This is a genomic window from Achromobacter sp. E1 (genome assembly GCF_037039475.1).
Taxonomy (GTDB): domain Bacteria; phylum Pseudomonadota; class Gammaproteobacteria; order Burkholderiales; family Burkholderiaceae_B; genus Achromobacter; species Achromobacter mucicolens.
Map to the genome: position 1 here is coordinate 5,256,327 of NZ_CP146253.1, position 16,472 is coordinate 5,272,798.

The window sequence follows — 16,472 nt, forward strand, 5'->3', positions numbered from 1 at the left end:
CATCACGTTGACAAAGAATCCTAGGGTTTACCTGGGCCGCATCCCACCTCCAGACAGGGAACGAACATGCGCGAACCGCCTGCCCTGGCGGGCAACGACGTGTCGAACGCAAGCCGCCGGCCGGCGCGCAGCGCGGTCGACAAGATGCTCGACGTGGTGCCCTGGTACAAGGGCCTGCCGGAACTCGAGCGCGACGTGGTGCGCTCCGAGCTGCGCACGGTGTCCCTGGCGGCCGGCGAATACCTGTTTCGCGCGGGATCGCGGTCGCCCGGCTGGTATGGCGTGGTCGAAGGGCTGGTGAAGTGGTCGTCACCCGGCACCGACGGCCGCACGCTGTCGCTGGCCGGCTTCAGCACGGGCAGCTGGTTCGGCGAAGCCACCATGATCCGCCGCGAGCGCTTCGAATACGAGGTCGTTGCCCTGCGGCCCAGCCGCATCGTGATCCTGCCGCGCGACACCTGCGAACGCCTCTGGAACAACAACATCGAATTCACCAAGGCGCTGATGACGCACCTGGCGCAGCGGGTCAACTGGCTGATGGGCTGCTACACGGGCAACGTGCTGCTTGACGTCGACACCACCGTCGCGCGCGCCGTCGCCGCGCAGCTGGATGCCGAGGTCCATTCGGGAACGCAGGGCCGGCTGCGGATCTCGCAGGAAGAAATCGCCGGCCTGTGCGGCGTCTCGCGCCAACGCTGCAACGCCGCGCTGACCCGGCTGGCGCGCGAGGGTGTCCTGCAAACGCATTACGGCGGATTGACGGTGCTGGACAAGGAGGCGCTGTACCGGTGCGCAAAGATCAGCCGCGATCCGGCATAATGCCGGTCACGCGCGCCGCCGCCGCAAGAAGACGATGCCGCCGCAAGCCGCAATATTGCTGGCTTCGCAGAACAGTTCTGCAGATCGATGGGGTAATCGCCCGGTCCGATAAAAATTATCATCGGCTATGAGACAACCCCAGGCCGGACACTGATTCCGGCCGACCCAGCCGCCAGCGTCAAAACACAAAAACCGGCCCGCGGAAGGCACGGTCCCGCATGGCGGCGGGAACCTGGAGAGAGACAGATGCGCAAGCTCACGCGCCGCGGCTTCATCGCGGCCGGCACCCTCATGATGTTCGCCCGTCCGTTGCGGGCCGCGGCCAAGCCCGTGACCCTGATCGTGCCCTATGCAGCGGGCGGCCCCAACGACAATTTCGCGCGCCTGCTAGCCGAAGGCATGGGCGCCGAACTGGGCATCAACTTCATCGTCGAGAACAAGCCCGGCGCCAACGGCATCATCGGCGCCTCGCAGGTTGCGCGCGCGCCCGCCGACGGCAGCATGCTGCTCATGGGCGGTTCCGGCCCCCTATCCCTGAACATCCTGCTGCGCCCCAGCCTGAACTACAGCTTCGACAGCTTCAAATCCGTCGCCATGATGTTCGACGGTCCGCTTACGATCACCGTGCCCGCGAAGATGGGCGTCAATTCCCTGGCGGAACTGGTCGCCTATGCAAAACGCGAGAACCGCGCGCTTACCTACGGCTCGCTGGGCCCGGGCAGCGTCACCGACCTGTACGGCCTGATCATGTCCAAGACCCTGGGCATCCCGCTGACCGCCGTGCCTTACAAAAGCACGCCCACCAGCCTGATCGACCTCATCACCGGGCGCAACGATCTTTCCTACATGACGCCCATCGCCCTGGCCGACCACCAGAAGGCCGGCGCGGTGAAGATCCTGGCGCTGACCACCGACCAGCGCGATCCGGCGCTGCCGGAAGTGCCCTGCGTGACGGAACTGGGTTATCCCCAGCTCAAGGCCAGCTACTGGACCGCGCTGCATGCGCCCAAGGGCACCCCGGACGCGATCGTGCAGTCCTATTCGGCCGCCGCCATCAAGACCGTCCAATCCGAGAGCTTCCGCAAGCTGCTCGTGGCCAACGGCCAGACCGAGAAAGCCGGCGGCCCGCAGGCGCTGGAAGCCCAGCTGGAAGCCGACCGCCAGTACTGGGGCAAGGTCATCAAGGAAAACGGCATCGTCCTCGATTGAACCTGCGGGCGCTGGCGCAGCGCCCACGCGTCCTTTTCCGCCATGCAAAAGCCCGCCAAATGGCGGGCTTGTCGTTCAGTCAAATGCGGTCATCGGTTCATTGCAGCTGCGCTGGCGCAATGCCGTGCGTGGCGGATTTGAAGTTGATCACCGGACGCGCCTCGCGGCAGGCCGTCCTGCGAATCTTGCCCACGATGAGATCGTGCGTGCCCAGCTTCTCGGTGCAGACGATGTCGCATTCGATGCTGGCCAGCGCATCGGGCAGCACCGGCGCGCCATGTTCGTTCATCACCCATCCACCCAGCGCGAACCGCGCCTTGCCCTGAGGATTCTTCATGAAGGCCTCGATCACCTCGCCGTGGCCTTCTCCCAGGATGTTGGCGACGAAGCGGCCGTTGCGCAGCAGCGGCGCGTGCGCCGACGCGGTCTGTTGCACAAAGAACCCGACCATCGGCGGGTCGGCCGAGATCGACGTCAGGCTGGAAACGATCATGCCCGCCATGTCGTCGCCGTCACCCGTGCTGACGGCGCTGATGCCGGCCGGCAGCGACCGCATTGCCGCCTTGAAGTCATCCACCGACACCACCTCGTCGCATTCGTTGACCACCATGTGCGCACGGATGTCGCCGCGTTCGTCGACCCAGCCGTGCCGCGCCGCGTAGTCCACCATCTTCGAGAAGCTGGCTTCCCAGGCCGGATCGCCCGCGTGCTGCGACAGGAAGCGCAGCACTGACGGCGACAGCCGCACGTGCCGCTCGTCCTCGCGCCGGCCGATGCGCGCGATCGCGCGTTCCAGCCGATCCGCGGGCTGCGGGTCCGCCAAGACATCCAGACGGCCGAAATCGGCCGCGTCGCGCAGCGCAATGGCGCCGGCATTGCTCAGGTAGATACGCATGCTGCCCTCCTTCAGGCAAGGACGGTCGTGCTGCCGACTTCCTTGCGGATCGCGGGAATGATCTTGTCGCCCCAGAGTTCGATCTGCTTGAGCATCGTCTTCTGGTCGAAATCGCCAAGCTGCGTTTGCAGCGCAATGTGCTTCGGTCGCAGGATGCTGATCTCTTCGAGCATCTTGTCGATGACCTCGTTGACCGAACCCACCGGCAGGTTCTTGCGCAATTGCTCGAACGTCGGGTCCGTTTCCGAAGGCACTTCCTTGACCATGTAGCCGTCGTCGCTCTGCGCGCGGCGGAACTTCAGGCTTTCGGAAATGCGGCGCTGAAAGCGCGCGCAATCCAGATAGGCGTCGATCTCGGCCTTGTTGTCCGACGCATAGCCACAGCGCAGAAAGCCGAACTTCACGTCGCGGTCCAGGTCCTTGCCGTTGTCCTCGGCCACCTTCTCCAGCCGCCCGCGCAGTTCCGCGATGCCGTCGTTGCCCTTGAGCAGCGCCGTCACGAACAGATTGTGGTTCTCGCGCACGCCGCGGCCAAGCGTCACCGGGTTGCCCGACGTGATCCACAGCGGCGGCATCGGATCCTGCACGCAGCGCACCGCGATCGAGCTGGGCGGAATCTTCAGGAACTTGCCGTCATGCTCGAAGATCTTCTGCGTGAGGCCCTTGGGAATGACGTCCAGGAACTCATTGAAGATCGCACCCGACTCCTCGATCTGGACGCCGAAGCGCTCGAATTCGAATTGCTGGTACCCCGACCCGACGCCCAGGTCCAGCCGCCCATTGGACACCGTGTCCACGAAGCCGACTTCCGCCAGAAAGCGCGCGGGGTGATACAGCGGCAGAATGCACACTGCCGTGCCCAGGCGTATCTGGCGCGTCTTGGCCGCGGCATGGGCCACCGTCATCAGCGGCGACGGCGACAGGGAATAGTTGTTGAAGTGATGCTCGGCGTACCACGCCGTGTTGAATCCGGCTTGCTCGGCCGCCACCGTCTGCTCGATGGAGTTGTTGATGACTTGCGCGGAGGACTGGTGGTAACCTCGTTGCTGCGCCAGAATGAATACGCCGAATTCCATTGTGTCTCCTCATTGATGCTTGAATCCTTGAGGAAATTCTAGAGGCCGGTAGTCATGGGCTGGAATACAAGAAAAGCGGCGTTCTGTGCTGCATAAAGTGGAGGAATGATGGACAGACTGCGCGCCATGGAGCTCTTTCTGTCGATCTCGAAGTCCGAGAGCTTCTCGGAAACCGCGCGCCAGTTCGGCATCTCTGCCACCTCGGTGTCGCGCATGATCACCGACTTCGAAAGCGAGCTCAACGTCAAGCTGCTGCTGCGGTCCACGCGGCAGGTCGTGCTGACCGAAGCGGGCCAGGAATACGCGCGCCAGCTCGAACCCATCCTCTGGAACATCAACGAGGCGCATCGCAACATCACCGAGATCCGCGCCGCGCCCAAAGGCGTGCTGCGCGTGCATTCGCGCATGATGTTCGGTCTGGGCGTGCTGCCGCAGCTGGTCGCGGCCTTTCGCGAGGCCTACCCCGAGATCCACATCGAACTCGTGCTGTCGGAAGCCAAGACGGATCTGCGGCGCAACAACTTCGACATCGATTTCCGCATCTCGCCGCCCGTCGAGGCCGGCCTGAAGCGGCGCATCCTCTTCAAGAGCGAACGCTATCTCGTCGCTTCGCCCGCGTATCTGGCCGATCGCAAGCCGCCCGAAACGCCGGCCGACATCGCCCAGCACGCGTGCCTGGCGTACCTGCTTCCTGGCGACCAGTACCTCTGGCGCTTCAAGCAGGGCGAGGTCATCGATGAAGTGCCGATCCAGCCAAGGCACGTCACCAACAATGGCGTGGCGTTGCTGGAGCTGGCCAGGCTGGGCGAAGGAATCGCGCTGCTGGACGACTACACCGTGCACCACGACATCGCGCGCGGCACGCTGGTGCGGCTGTGTCCGGATTACCGCGTCACCAACACCACCTTCGAAGAAGGCATGTACGCCACCATCCTGGACACGGCCATGATCCCCGTGAAGATCCGGCTGTTCCTGGACTTTGTCGCCTCGCACGTGTCGGGCGCCGAGCTGCGATTCGCCGCGTACGGCAAGCCGGCGGCTGACGCCTGACCCGGTGGTAAGCGTCAGGCGCCGGGCCGGATCGCGCAGCGCGGGCGCGGCGAGCCTGCGTAACCCGCGCCGCGGATGCGCAGTAGCGCGCCGTCCAGGGGGCCATTGGCCGACAGGCGTCCGCTGTCGCTGATGGACGTGACGTAGAGGTCGGTCAGGTCGTCCCCGCCAAAGCACAGCGACGCCGGGTGGGCGACCGGCACGTCGATGCGCCGGTCCAGTTTTCCGTCGCGGTCGAACCGCACGACGGCGCCCGCATGCACCAGCGCCGTCCAAAGCCCGCCGTCCCGATCAAAGCAGCAACCGTCCGGCGCCGATCCAAGCGCGTCCGTGTCGGCAAACACCTCGCGGCCCGATAAGCATGCCTGCGCATCCATGCGATACCGGTAGATGGTGCGCGCCGCGCTGTCGCACACATGAAGGTGCTTGCCGTCCGGATGCAGAGCCGGGCCGTTGACCACGCCGATCCCCTGCGCGATCCGCGCAAGCATGCCGCGCGTGTCCAGGCGATACAGTCCGCCCAGCGGCGCCTCGCCGGCCTCGCGGTAAATGTGCATGGTGCCCGCGACAAAGCTGCCGTCCGGCAGGGGTGTGCCGTCATTGAGCCGCAGGTTGGGGTGGCTGACGCCGATAACGGCCAGCGTTCGCAGGCTGCCGTCCGCCGGCCGGAACAGCGCAAACGATTCCTTCAACGCCACGACCAGCTCGTCCTCGCCGTTGAAGGCAAATGACCCGAGCGGCGCGGGCAGCTGCCAGCTTTGCACGCGGCCCGAATCCGGCGTCACGGCCAGGATCTGGCCCTTGCGGCAATCGGCCATCCACAGCCGCCCGCCCGCCGCGTCCCACACCGGGCATTCGCCCAATGCCGCACGCAGCGTTCCGATACGTTCGATCTGCATCTGCCTCCCTCTTTCCAACACGCGCGCTGGCGATGATTTTTCCCCATGGTATCGGCTGCGGGGAGCCCGGAATATGCGCCATTCCTGCAGAACACAACCACCGTTTTTGCCGTAGATCGGGCCCAGGCCCCTTCCTAAAATCAAAAAAATCCAATGCCGGCAGGCGTGGACAGCAGACAAGACCGGTCATCAGACCCCGAGGAGACTTACGATGCAGCATGCCCACGGCGCCCGGCGCCCCGCTATGTGTTTCCAATCGAGCGAGGTGCGGGCATGAGCGACACCCCCGTCAAGTTCGAAGTCAATGAGGGCGTGGCGCTGGTCACGCTGAACAACGCGCCGGTCAATGCGCTCAATCGCGCCATGCGCCGCCGCATCGTGGCGATCTTCGACGAGATCTCCGAGCGCGACGACATCCGCTGCGCGGTGCTGACCGGCAGCGGCACGGTCTTTTGCGCCGGCGCCGACCTGAAGGACCGCCCCAACGCCGACATCGCTGGCGACTTTCTTGAACACAACCGCATTACCCGCGAAACCGGCAACGCCATCAAGGAATGCGCCAAGCCGGTCATCGCCGCCGTCAACGGCGCGGCGCTCGGCGCGGGGTTGGGCCTCATGGCCGCGTGCGACATCATGTATGCGTCCGAGAACGCCACCTTCGGCATGCCTGAAATCAACGTCGGCCTGGCCGGCGGCGCGTCCATGCTGCGCACGCTTTTTGGGCGTTCGACGTTGCGCCGCATGTTCTTCACCGGCCAGCGCCTGACCGCGCACGACCTGCTTCGCCGCAACGTGCTGGAAGACGTGCTGCCCGCCGACCAGCTTCTGCCCGCCGCGCTGGCGCTGGCGCACGAAATCGCCGGCAAGGCGCCGCTGGCCGTGCTGTACGCCAAACGTGCCGCCAACATGGTCGACCTCATGCCGCAGCGCGACGCCTACCGCTTCGAGCAGGACTTCACCATGGCGCTTGCCAAAACGGAAGACGCGCGCGAAGCCCGCATGGCATTCCTGGAAAAGCGCCAGCCGCAGTTCAAGGGACGTTGAGCATGGATACGCAGCATCAACGCCCCGGCGCGGGGCTGGCGCCCTTTTTCCAGGCCGCGGGCATCGCCGTCATCGGCGCCTCGGACGACATCACCAAGATCGGCGGCCGTCCCGTCCACATGCTGATCAAGCACGGTTACCGCGGCGCGGTGTACCCCATCAATCCCAAGGGCGGAACCATCCAGGGGCTGCCGGCGTACACCAGCGTGACGCAGACACCCACGGCGCCCGACCTGGCGATCCTGGCCGTGCCCGCCGCCGCCACGCCCGCCGCGCTGCGCGATTGCGCCGCGCGCGGCGTGAAGGCCGCCATCGTGCTGTCGGCCGGCTTCACGGAGGCCGGCCCCGAAGGCGCCTCGCTGCAGGCCGAACTGGTCGCCATCGCCCGCGAACACGGCATACGGATCCTGGGCCCCAACTGCCTGGGCACGGTCAATGTGGCCGAGCGCCTGATCGGTTCGTTTTCAATCGCGCTGGAAGAGAACATGCCGCCCGCCGGCCACGTGGGCATCGTGTCGCAGTCGGGCAACGTGGGCAGCCACACCATGCAAAGCGTCGCCCGCCGCGGCATGGGCGTCAGCCGGTTCATCGCGACCGGCAACGAAGCGGATGTCGATGCCGCCGACGGCATCGCCGCGCTGGCCGAAGACGCGGACACGCGCATCATCCTGTGCTGCATGGAGACGTGCCGCGACGCCGGCAAGCTCATCGGCGCGCTACGCCTGGCGCGCGAGCGCGCCAAGCCCGTCATCATCCTGAAGATTGGTTCCACGGAAAAAGGCCAGGCCGCCGCCGCCTCGCACACCGGCGCCCTCACCGGGTCGGACGCCGTGATCGACGCGGTCTTTCGCCGCCACGGCGTGCTGCGCGTGCGCTCGGTCGAAGCGCTGATCGACATCGGCCACGCCGCCTCGCTGCTCATGCCCCGCCGCCTGCCGGCCAACGATGCGGTGACGCTCGTGGCGGCGTCCGGCGGCTTCGGCATCATGATGGCCGACGCGATGAGCGACGCAGGCCTGTCCCTGCCCCCGCTCGCGCCCGACACGCAGCGGCGCATCCGGGAAGCCGTGCCGACCGCCAGCACCGGCAACCCGGTGGATGCGTCCGCCCAGATGTCCGCCCGTCCGGACATCCTGCTCAAGATGCTGACCGCCCTGCTGGAGGACCCGTCGGCCAGTTCCGTTGCGCTGTTCATGTCGCTGTCGCTCTACAACGCGCGGCTGCGCGGCATCTACCTGCAAGCGCTGGCCGAGGTGCGCGCCAGCCACCCGGACCGCCTCTTGATGGTCATCAGTCAGGGGCCAGCCGACGCCGTCGAGCAGATCAACGCGCTGGGCATTCCGGTGTTCTCCAGCATCGACGCGGCCGCCACGGGGCTGGCCGGGCTGGTGCAGCTGGGCCGCCTGCGCAATTGCATTCCGGACGGCACGCCGCTGCCCGCTTCGGAACCCGTCGACCCGGCCGTGTTCCGCAACGAATTCCACGCCAAGCAGGCGTTGGGCAAAGCCGGCATCGATGTGCCGCGCGAGATCATCGCCCGCGATGCCGACGAGGCCGTGCGCGCGGCCGGCGCCATCGGCTATCCCGTGGTGCTGAAGATCGCCTCCGAAGACGTCGCGCACAAGACCGAAGCCGGCGGCGTGCTGCTCGACCTGGCCGATGCCAGCGCCGTGCGTCAGGGCTACGCGCAAATCCTGGCCAACGTGGCGCGGCACGCGCCGGCCGCGCGCATCGACGGCGTGCTGGTCGCGCCGATGGTCGCGGGCGGCACCGAACTGATCGCCGGAGTATCGCAGGATCCCGTCTTCGGTCCCATCGTGATGGTGGGCATGGGCGGCATCTACGCCGAGGTGTTGAAGGACGTCGCCGTGCAGGCCGCGCCCGTCAGCGAGGCCGAAGCCGCCGAGATGATCCGGTCGCTCAAGATGTTTCCCATCCTGGATGGCGCACGCGGGCGGCCCAAGGCCGACATCGCCGCCGCCGCGCGCAGCGTGGCGCGCCTGTCCGAATTCGCGTACCGCCACCGCGCGGACGTGTCCGAAATAGACATGAACCCCATTCTGGTGCGGCCGCAGGGCCAAGGCGTCGTCGTCCTGGACGCGCTGATGATTCCGCGCGCCGCCCCCGCCCACTGAGGACAGCCATGCAATTCGAACAACACGCCGCGGTCCCGGATCCTGCCGCGGGTCCCGAGGTCTACCGCCAGCACGCGCGCACCTGGCTGCGCGCCAACCTGCCCGACTTCATGCGCGCCGACAGCCTGGACTGGCGAGCGCCCTCGCTCGCCGAAAGCAGCGCTTGGGAGGCCGCGATGTATCAGGCGGGGCTTGCCGGCATGACGTGGCCCAAGGCCTACGGCGGCCACGGCCTGACGCTGCGCGAGCATCTGGCCGTGAACAAGGAGATTGGCGCACTGCCCATGCCCGAGAGCGTCAGTTCCATCGGCAAGGAACTGGCCGGTCCCATCATTATGGCCGTGGGCACCGAACAGCAGAAGCAGGACTTCCTGCCCGCGATCCTGGCAATGCGCCAGTACTGGTGCCAGGGGTTTTCGGAGCCGGACGCGGGGTCGGACCTGGCCCGCCTGCGCACCAAGGCCGAACAGCAGGGCGACACGTGGCGCATCAACGGCCAGAAAATCTGGACCAGCGGCGCGGCCAAGGCGCACTACTGCCTGCTGCTGACGCGCACCGGCACCGTGGCCGACAAGCACCGCGGCCTTCTGATGTTCGCGGTCCCGATGGACACACCGGGCATCCGCGTCGTCCCCATCAAATCCATCGACGGCAAGGAGTCGTTTGCCGCGGTGTTCTTCGATGACGTGGTGGTGCCCGACAGCGCACGCCTGGGCGCCCCGGACGAAGGCTGGAACGCCGCCATCCGGGTACTGTCCATCGAGCGCGCCACCAACCGCATGTACCGCCCGTGGCGCTTCGAATGCGAACTGCGCCAGCTCATCGCCGCCTGCAAATCCGATGCGCAACTGGCCCCCGCGCTTGACGACGGCTACGTGCAACGCCGCGTCGGCGACCTGGTCTGCGAGATCAACGGCTTGAAGGGCCTGGTCGAACTGACCGTGGCGCGCATGCTGCGTGGCGAGACCATCGGCGCGCGCGGTTCGCTCACCAAACTGTATTGGTCGGAATGCCATCAGGCGTTCGCCGGTCTGGCGCTGTCGCTGCTGTCGCAAGTGGGGCCGCATTCCAGCGCCCTGGCGCGCCGCGCCCAGAAGGCCTTCACCACCGCCTATCTGTTCTCGCGCGCCGAGACGATCTACGCCGGCACCACCGAAGTGCAGCTCGACGTCATCGCCCAGCGCGTCATGAATCTGCCCAAGGACCTGACATGAGCCACGAAGAACTGCGTCCCGAGGAGTTCGCGCAGGCCGCCGACGCCGCGATCACCGATGCCCTGACCCGCCAGGATCCCCGCGCCATGGCGCAGGTGCTGGCGCAGGCGGGGCTGTGCGGGGTCATGGCCGCCGAAGACGACGGCGGACTGGGCCTCCCGCTCGAATTCGCGCTGCCGATCGCGCATGCGGCCGGGCGTCTGCGTCTGCCCTTGCCGCTTCCCGAACAGATCCTGCTTGCGGGCGCGCTGGCCGGCACGCCGCAGGCCGCGGCCCTGGCCGCCGGCGAATGCCTGGCCGGCATCGCCTGGCATGGCAGCCTGCAGGCCGGTTACGCGCGACTGGATCAGGGGCCCGCCGACTGGGCGCTGGTGGCCGACGGCGCGGGCGCGGCCCTTGTCGATGCCACGGCATTGCCGCGCGACGACCAGGCGGCGCTGGATCCCGATCATCCGCAAACCTGGATCACGCTGGCAGGCGCGCCGGTGCTTGCGCGGCTGGACGAAACGGCATGGGCCGCGCTGCGCCGCCAGGCGCACCTGCTGCTGGCCGAGTTCGCCAACGGCGCCGCCGAAGGCGCGCTACAAGCGGCGGCCGATTACATGGCCACCCGCGTGCAGTTCGGCCGGCCGTTGTCGGCCAAGCAGGCCGTGCGCCACCTGCTGGCCCGCATGCGGCTGCTGCAGGACGTCTCCAGCGCCGCGATACGACGGGCTGCGCACGCCGACGAATACGGCGCGCCACGCGACACGCAGCCCGCGCTGGCTGGCGCGCTTGCCAACGCGGCCTTCGTCATCGAAAAAGCCATCCACCTGCACGGCGGCATGGGCTTCACGTGGGAACTGCCCCTGCATCGCGCGCTGCGCGCGGTGCGCAAGCTGGACGCCGCGTTTGCAGGGCTGTCGCGCGGCGCCGGCCACGCCTTCATTCAATCGGTATAGGAAGCAACCATGGCACAAGATCTCGCCGGGCGCGTCGCGCTCGTCACTGGCGCGGGCGCCGGCATCGGCAGGGCCACCGCCCGCCTGCTCGCCGCGCGCGGCGCCACAGTCGGCGTCAACGACCTCAAGCAGGAACTGGTGGATGACGCCGTGGCCGGCATCGTGGCCGAAGGCGGCAATGCCTTTCCCGTGGTGCAGAACGTCGCCACGCGCGAAGGCATCGGCGCAGCCGTCCGGCAGGCCGCCGAGCATGGCTCGCGGCTGGATATCCTGGTCAACAACGCCGCCTGGGTGCGCTACCAGAGCGCGCCCGACATTCAGCCCGACACGCTGGAGCGCATGCTGGACATCGGCTTCAAGGCCGTCATCTGGGGCATTCAGGCGGCGGCCGAGGTCATGGACCCCGAGCGCGGCGGCGCCATCGTCAACGTCGCATCCACCGCCGCGCTCAAGTCCGCACCCAATTCCATCGTGTATTCGGGCATCAAGTCCGGCGTGCTGGGCGTGACGCGCGCGGCGGCCGCCGAACTCGGTGCGCGCCGGATCCGGGTCAACGCCGTCTGCCCGTCGGCGGTGCCCACGGAAGGCACGCAGCGCAACCGCAACGCCGAACGCGATGCGCGCCGCGTCGCCAGCACGCCGATGGGCCGCCTGGGCACGGTGGACGACATCGCCGAGGCCATCGTGTTTCTTGCCAGCGACGAGGCCCGCTTCATCACGGCGCAGGCGCTGGTGGTGGACGGCGGCATCACGTTCACGACCCTTTGATGGACACCGTCCTGCTCACGGGCGCGGCCAGCGGCATTGGCCGTGCGGCGGCCCGCCGGCTCGCGGCCGCGGGCCATCGCTGTGTGCTGGTCGATCGCAATGCGCCGGCGCTGCAGGCCCTGCGGGCCGAGCTGCCCGCGCCCGCCGATGCAGAGCATTTGGCGCGCGTCACTGACCTGACGGACGCGTCGCAGATTGCCGCCCTGGCAGACGGCATGCCGCGCCTGGATGCGCTCATCAACAACGCCGGGATGACCGACAGCAGCAATAGACCCACCGTCGACCAGGCGGCCGACGACTGGCAACGCCTGCTCGATCTGAACCTGCGCGCGCCGGCCCGCCTGGTGAGCGCCCTGCGCGGCCGCCTCGCTGACGGCGCGCGCGTCGTCAATGTGGCTTCCGGCGCGGGACTGCGCGCCATCCCGTGGCGCGGCGGCTACAGCCCCAGCAAGGCCGGACTGATCGCGCAGAGCCGTGCGCTGGCCCAGTCGGATCCGGGCCTTCGCGTCACCGTGCTCTGCCCCGGTTACGTGCAGACGGAACTGGTCGCTGGCCTGATCGCCTCGGGCCGCCTGGACCCCGCACGCGCCGTGGCCAAGATCCCGCTGGGCCGGTTGGCCGACCCTGACGAGATCGCATGCGCCCTCGCCTTCCTTTCCAGCACGCACGCGGCCTCGCTTGCCGGCGGACTTGTGTGCGTGGATGGCGGTTCGTCGGTATACGGCGGAAGCCAGACCTATGCCCCTGCCGCCGGAAGCGGACGTGTTCCGGCGGATGCGCCCCTATCCCTTACCGTTCGCGGCGACTGGCCGCCGCTGCCCGGTGAATCCGCTGGCGACGGCTACGCCGCCGTGCTGGACGCAACGGTGCTGGCCAGCGCACCGGGGCAACGGCTGGAAGCAGCATTGCAGGCCGCGCAGCGCTTTACCGCGGACGGTCCCGCGAGCCTGACGCTTTTGCTGCCCGATGACGACGGCCTGGATTGGGAACACGCCGGCGATCACGCGGCCGCGCGCATGCTGATCGCCTCGCTGGCCTGCGAATGGGGGCCGGCGGCGCGCCGCATCAATGCCGTGCAGATCGCGCAAGGCACGACGCCCGAGGCGCTGGCGCCCCTGCTGCGTTTTGTGGCCGGCGCGCAGGCCCAATATCTGACGGGGCAAGTGCTATGCAGCCGCTGACCGACCTGAACGAGATCAAGGCCCGCTTCATCGCCGCGCGCGGCTACTGGCGCCCCTGGACGGACGCGATGCTGCACGCCAATCCGGGCTTTCTGGCGCACTACGCCGAGTACGCGGGACACCCGGCCAAGACCGGACCTCTGGCAACCCGCATGGTCGAGCTTATCTACGTGGCGCTCGATGCGTCGGCCACGCACCTGTTCGAGCCGGGCCTGACCACCCATCTGCGCATGGCGCGCGAGGCCGGCGCCACCGATGCCGACGTGTTCGACGTGCTGCACCTGGTCACGATGCAGGGCCTGAGCGCGGTGCTGCAAGCCGCCGACCTGCTGCACGAGGCCGCGCCCCAACCTGCGCTGAATCCGGACGCTGCCCTGCGCGCCCGCATCGCCGCGCTGTGGCCGGACCAGGCGGACCGTCTGCTGCGGCTGGCGGAGATGGACCCGGGCTATGTCGCTGTCCTGCTCGATTTTCTGGAACATGGCGCGCCTGCCGGTGGATTGACCCGCGCGGAGCGCTTGCTGGTGCGGGTCGCCCTGCACGCCTGCTTCACGCAGGGCGACATGGACACCACGCGTGCGTTGATCCACGAGGGATTGGCGCAAGGGGTGACGCGCCAGGCCCTGTTGCAGGCCATCCAGTTGGGCGCGCATCTGGCCGTCCACGGCGCGGCGCTGGGCGCCGCCGTCCATGCGCGGCAGAAGGATCCAGGCGCGTCGGGTTAGGTCCGCAAGGGACGCTGTCAGATGCCAAGCCGTTCCAGCACCGACCAGCCCGCCCGCGTCTCGATGACCTCGCCGGCCGCCAGGCACAGGTCTTCGCGGAACCGCTCGGCTACCAACTGCACGCCGACTGGCACACCGTGCGCCAACCCCACCGGCACCGACAGCCCCGGCAGTCCCAGAATCGCCGTCGAGATCAACGGACTCTGCGCCTGCAGGATGTCCGCCATCACGTCGGCGCCCTGCTGATCCCGATCCACCGGGAAAGGCAGCGCGAACGACACCGGCATCAGCAGGACGGGATAGCGTTCAAAGAAGCGGCCCCATTCGCGCAGGATCGTCGTGCGCATCGCCATGGCTTGAACGAAGCCGTCCTTGTCCCGGCGCGGCGTGTGCGCCAGCATGCTTTGGTACGCGTTCCGGATGGCGCGATCGCCCGCGCGCTCGATCTCGCGCTGCATGGACCCGGCGGCTTCGTTCATCAGCACGTCCAGCCACAGCGCGGCCGCGGCGTCGAACTGCGGCGGCTCGGCGACCTCGACGATGTAGCCCGCGTCCTGCAACCAGCCGGCGGCACGTTGCAGCGCGTCGGCCACTGCGGCGTCGGCCTTGTGCTGCGCCGTGCCCGCGAACAGCGCGACGCGACGGTTGCCTGGCAAATCGGGAAACGCCAGCGGCGCAGGCACCCACCAAGGATCGCGCGCGTCGCCACCCGACATCGCCGCCACTCCCAAGCGCAGATCGGCGACGGTACGCGCCAAAGGCCCTTGCGTGGCCGCCATCTGCGATACCACCGGGCGCTCCGAGCGCTGCGTGGCGTTGTAGCCCGGCACCCGCCCCTGCGAGGGCCGCAGCCCCGCAACGCCGCAGCAATACGCGGGATAGCGGATCGAGCCGCCCTGATCGCTGCCATGCGCAAGCGGCCCGACGCCCAGCGCCGCCGCCACCGCCGCGCCGCCGCTTGAGCCGCCCGGTGTGCGCGCCACATCGAACGGATTGACGGTGCGGCCGTGCAGATCGTTGTCGCTGAACCAGCGCCACGAAAACGCCGGGACATTCGTGCGTCCGATGACAACCGCGCCCGCGCGGAGCCAGTTGTCGACCGCCGGATTGTTCTCCTGCGCGATGAGGTCCCGATAGGCCGTCACGCCGTTGGTCGTGGCGGTGCCAGCCAGATCCGCGTTGGCCTTGATCGTGACCGGCACGCCATGCAGCGCGCCCAATGCCTGCTTGCCGCGCACCGCCGCATCGGCGGCATCCGCGGCGCGCAGCGCCTGTTCCGCATACGTCTCCGTCAGCGGATTGAAGGCGGCGTTGACCGCGTCGGCGCGGTCCAGGCAGCTCTGCACGGCTTCTCGGCTGGATACTTCACCGTTGCGGATGGCACGGGCCAGGTCGAGCGCGTTCCAGCGCCAGAGTGCGTTCGTCATGTTGTCTCCCTATTCTGATAACCCTGTTCTGCGCGGACCGCGCCGGCGCACGCGCGCTGCAAAGCCCGTTCCGCGCCGACCGTTCAGTCCGCCGACGCGCCGGACTGCTTGACCATCGCCGCCCAGCGCGGAATCTCCGCAGCGATGAGGCTGGCGAACTGCTCGGGCGTGGACGGCGTGGCATCGACCGACAGCGTCTCGTTCTGCTTCTGCACCGCGGGGTCTTGCAACGCCTTGGCAATGGCGGCGTTCAGCTTGGCGATCACCGGCGCCGGGGTGCCCGCCGGCGTCACGATGCCGCCCCACGACACGACCTCAAATCCCTTCAAGCCCGATTCGTCCAGCGTCGGCACATCCGGCAGCACCGGCACGCGCGTCAGGCTGGTGGCGCCCAGCACCTTGACCTGGCCCGCGCGGATGAAAGGCAGCACGCCCGCCACGTTGTCGATCATCACGTCCAGCTGTCCGCCGGCCAGATCCACCACGGCCTGCTGGCCGCTCTTGTACGGCACGTGCAGCATGGTGGTGCCGGTTTCGCTCTTGAGCATCTCCCCCGCCAGATGCGCGCTGGATCCGACGCCCAGCGATCCCACGCTGACCTTGCCCGGATGCTGCTTCGCGTACGCGGCCAGCTCCTGCACGTTGCTGGCCGGCAGGCCGTTGCGTGCGATCAGCACCAGCGCATTGCTGATGGCCAGGCTGACGGGCGCCAGGCTGCGTTGCGGGTCGTAGGGCAGCTTGGCGTACATGCTCTTGTTGATCGCCAGCGTGACGATATTGCCGAAGCCGATGGTGTAGCCATCGGGCGCGGCCGACGCCAGCGCCTGCGTGCCGACGATGCCGCCCGCACCGCCCCGGTTCTCCACGATGACCGGCTGCCCCAGCTCGCGGCCCAGCGCGTCGGCAATCGGGCGCAGCACCACATCCGGGCCCGACCCCGCGGCATACGGGACGATGAGCTTGATCGGCCGCTGCGGCCAGTCGGCGCGGGCGGCGCTGGCGCCGGTGGCGGCCACGAGGACAAGAAACAAGGAAACGGCACGGCGGGCAAAGATCGGCATGGCATTCTCCTGAAGCGCTTTTCGGGTC

General features: G+C 68.1%; 15 protein-coding genes. 10 read left to right on the forward strand and 5 right to left on the reverse strand.

Features of this window, described 5'->3' with window-relative positions:
* Positions 1-66 precede the first annotated feature (66 nt).
* On the forward strand, positions 67-819 hold the full coding sequence (locus V6V88_RS24265; RefSeq protein ID WP_338616756.1) for a Crp/Fnr family transcriptional regulator: 753 nt from the start codon (positions 67-69) through the stop codon (positions 817-819).
* Between the two features lie 246 nt (positions 820-1,065).
* On the forward strand, positions 1,066-2,028 hold the full coding sequence (locus V6V88_RS24270) for a tripartite tricarboxylate transporter substrate binding protein (RefSeq protein WP_062839900.1): 963 nt from the start codon (positions 1,066-1,068) through the stop codon (positions 2,026-2,028).
* A gap of 97 nt (positions 2,029-2,125) precedes the next feature.
* On the opposite strand, the gene V6V88_RS24275 is transcribed toward V6V88_RS24270, so the two are convergent.
* Together V6V88_RS24275 and V6V88_RS24280 are read right to left on the reverse strand one after the other, a co-directional pair.
* Positions 2,126-2,923 (reverse strand): flavin reductase family protein, encoded by a 798-nt coding sequence (locus tag V6V88_RS24275; protein WP_180097670.1) that lies wholly within the window; start codon positions 2,921-2,923, stop codon positions 2,126-2,128.
* Positions 2,924-2,934: 11 nt separating this feature from the next.
* A complete protein-coding gene (locus V6V88_RS24280) occupies positions 2,935-3,999 on the reverse strand; it encodes an LLM class flavin-dependent oxidoreductase (protein WP_062839898.1) in 1,065 nt (354 codons plus the stop codon).
* 108 nt (positions 4,000-4,107) lie between these two features.
* Between V6V88_RS24280 and V6V88_RS24285 the strand changes: the two genes are divergently transcribed.
* A complete protein-coding gene (locus tag V6V88_RS24285) occupies positions 4,108-5,049 on the forward strand; it encodes a LysR family transcriptional regulator (RefSeq protein WP_056325002.1) in 942 nt (313 codons plus the stop codon).
* Between the two features lie 14 nt (positions 5,050-5,063).
* Here the strand turns inward: V6V88_RS24285 and V6V88_RS24290 are convergent, their stop codons facing one another.
* Positions 5,064-5,948, reverse strand: a complete 885-nt coding sequence (locus tag V6V88_RS24290; protein ID WP_062839897.1) for an SMP-30/gluconolactonase/LRE family protein — start codon at positions 5,946-5,948, stop codon at positions 5,064-5,066.
* 273 nt (positions 5,949-6,221) lie between these two features.
* Between V6V88_RS24290 and V6V88_RS24295 the strand changes: the two genes are divergently transcribed.
* From V6V88_RS24295 to V6V88_RS24325, 7 genes are read left to right on the forward strand one after another with little or no spacing between them, the layout of a single operon-like run.
* Positions 6,222-6,992 (forward strand): enoyl-CoA hydratase/isomerase family protein, encoded by a 771-nt coding sequence (locus V6V88_RS24295; RefSeq protein WP_056324996.1) that lies wholly within the window; start codon positions 6,222-6,224, stop codon positions 6,990-6,992.
* A gap of 2 nt (positions 6,993-6,994) precedes the next feature.
* Positions 6,995-9,127 carry an acetate--CoA ligase family protein gene (locus tag V6V88_RS24300; RefSeq protein ID WP_338616761.1) on the forward strand — a complete coding sequence of 711 codons (2,133 nt, stop codon included), beginning with the start codon at positions 6,995-6,997 and terminating at the stop codon, positions 9,125-9,127.
* An 8-nt stretch (positions 9,128-9,135) separates the two neighbouring features.
* Positions 9,136-10,341, forward strand: coding sequence for an acyl-CoA dehydrogenase family protein (locus tag V6V88_RS24305; RefSeq protein WP_338616762.1), 1,206 nt, complete (start codon positions 9,136-9,138; stop codon positions 10,339-10,341).
* Positions 10,338-11,282 (forward strand): acyl-CoA dehydrogenase family protein, encoded by a 945-nt coding sequence (locus V6V88_RS24310; protein ID WP_338616764.1) that lies wholly within the window; start codon positions 10,338-10,340, stop codon positions 11,280-11,282. Before V6V88_RS24305 ends, V6V88_RS24310 begins: the two co-directional genes overlap by 4 nt.
* A 9-nt stretch (positions 11,283-11,291) precedes the next feature.
* Positions 11,292-12,050 (forward strand): glucose 1-dehydrogenase, encoded by a 759-nt coding sequence (locus V6V88_RS24315; RefSeq protein ID WP_338616767.1) that lies wholly within the window; start codon positions 11,292-11,294, stop codon positions 12,048-12,050.
* Positions 12,050-13,231 (forward strand): SDR family oxidoreductase, encoded by a 1,182-nt coding sequence (locus V6V88_RS24320; RefSeq protein ID WP_338616768.1) that lies wholly within the window; start codon positions 12,050-12,052, stop codon positions 13,229-13,231. The genes V6V88_RS24315 and V6V88_RS24320 overlap by 1 nt, the downstream gene beginning before the upstream one ends.
* On the forward strand, positions 13,219-13,956 hold the full coding sequence (locus V6V88_RS24325; protein WP_223573168.1) for a carboxymuconolactone decarboxylase family protein: 738 nt from the start codon (positions 13,219-13,221) through the stop codon (positions 13,954-13,956). Before V6V88_RS24320 ends, V6V88_RS24325 begins: the two co-directional genes overlap by 13 nt.
* A 17-nt stretch (positions 13,957-13,973) precedes the next feature.
* Here V6V88_RS24325 and V6V88_RS24330 read toward each other — a convergent pair whose 3' ends face one another.
* Together V6V88_RS24330 and V6V88_RS24335 are read right to left on the reverse strand one after the other, a co-directional pair.
* Complete coding sequence (locus V6V88_RS24330) at positions 13,974-15,383, reverse strand: amidase family protein (RefSeq protein ID WP_338616770.1); 1,410 nt, start codon at positions 15,381-15,383, stop codon at positions 13,974-13,976.
* An 83-nt stretch (positions 15,384-15,466) separates the two neighbouring features.
* Complete coding sequence (locus V6V88_RS24335) at positions 15,467-16,444, reverse strand: tripartite tricarboxylate transporter substrate binding protein (protein WP_142052943.1); 978 nt, start codon at positions 16,442-16,444, stop codon at positions 15,467-15,469.
* Positions 16,445-16,472: the final 28 nt, after the last annotated feature.

Excerpts from the sequence above, each read along its gene's own strand:
- V6V88_RS24330 (WP_338616770.1), bottom strand. The coding sequence starts at position 15,383 with ATGACGAACGCACTCTGGCGCTGGAACGCGCTCGACCTGGCCCGTGCC.
- V6V88_RS24320 (WP_338616768.1), top strand. The coding sequence starts at position 12,050 with ATGGACACCGTCCTGCTCACGGGCGCGGCCAGCGGCATTGGCCGTGCG.
- V6V88_RS24270 (WP_062839900.1), top strand. The coding sequence starts at position 1,066 with ATGCGCAAGCTCACGCGCCGCGGCTTCATCGCGGCCGGCACCCTCATG.
- V6V88_RS24310 (WP_338616764.1), top strand. The coding sequence starts at position 10,338 with ATGAGCCACGAAGAACTGCGTCCCGAGGAGTTCGCGCAGGCCGCCGAC.
- V6V88_RS24280 (WP_062839898.1), bottom strand. The coding sequence starts at position 3,999 with ATGGAATTCGGCGTATTCATTCTGGCGCAGCAACGAGGTTACCACCAG.
- V6V88_RS24295 (WP_056324996.1), top strand. The coding sequence starts at position 6,222 with ATGAGCGACACCCCCGTCAAGTTCGAAGTCAATGAGGGCGTGGCGCTG.
- V6V88_RS24285 (WP_056325002.1), top strand. The coding sequence starts at position 4,108 with ATGGACAGACTGCGCGCCATGGAGCTCTTTCTGTCGATCTCGAAGTCC.
- V6V88_RS24325 (WP_223573168.1), top strand. The coding sequence starts at position 13,219 with ATGCAGCCGCTGACCGACCTGAACGAGATCAAGGCCCGCTTCATCGCC.
- V6V88_RS24265 (WP_338616756.1), top strand. The coding sequence starts at position 67 with ATGCGCGAACCGCCTGCCCTGGCGGGCAACGACGTGTCGAACGCAAGC.
- V6V88_RS24315 (WP_338616767.1), top strand. The coding sequence starts at position 11,292 with ATGGCACAAGATCTCGCCGGGCGCGTCGCGCTCGTCACTGGCGCGGGC.
- V6V88_RS24305 (WP_338616762.1), top strand. The coding sequence starts at position 9,136 with ATGCAATTCGAACAACACGCCGCGGTCCCGGATCCTGCCGCGGGTCCC.
- V6V88_RS24300 (WP_338616761.1), top strand. The coding sequence starts at position 6,995 with ATGGATACGCAGCATCAACGCCCCGGCGCGGGGCTGGCGCCCTTTTTC.
- V6V88_RS24275 (WP_180097670.1), bottom strand. The coding sequence starts at position 2,923 with ATGCGTATCTACCTGAGCAATGCCGGCGCCATTGCGCTGCGCGACGCG.
- V6V88_RS24335 (WP_142052943.1), bottom strand. The coding sequence starts at position 16,444 with ATGCCGATCTTTGCCCGCCGTGCCGTTTCCTTGTTTCTTGTCCTCGTG.
- V6V88_RS24290 (WP_062839897.1), bottom strand. The coding sequence starts at position 5,948 with ATGCAGATCGAACGTATCGGAACGCTGCGTGCGGCATTGGGCGAATGC.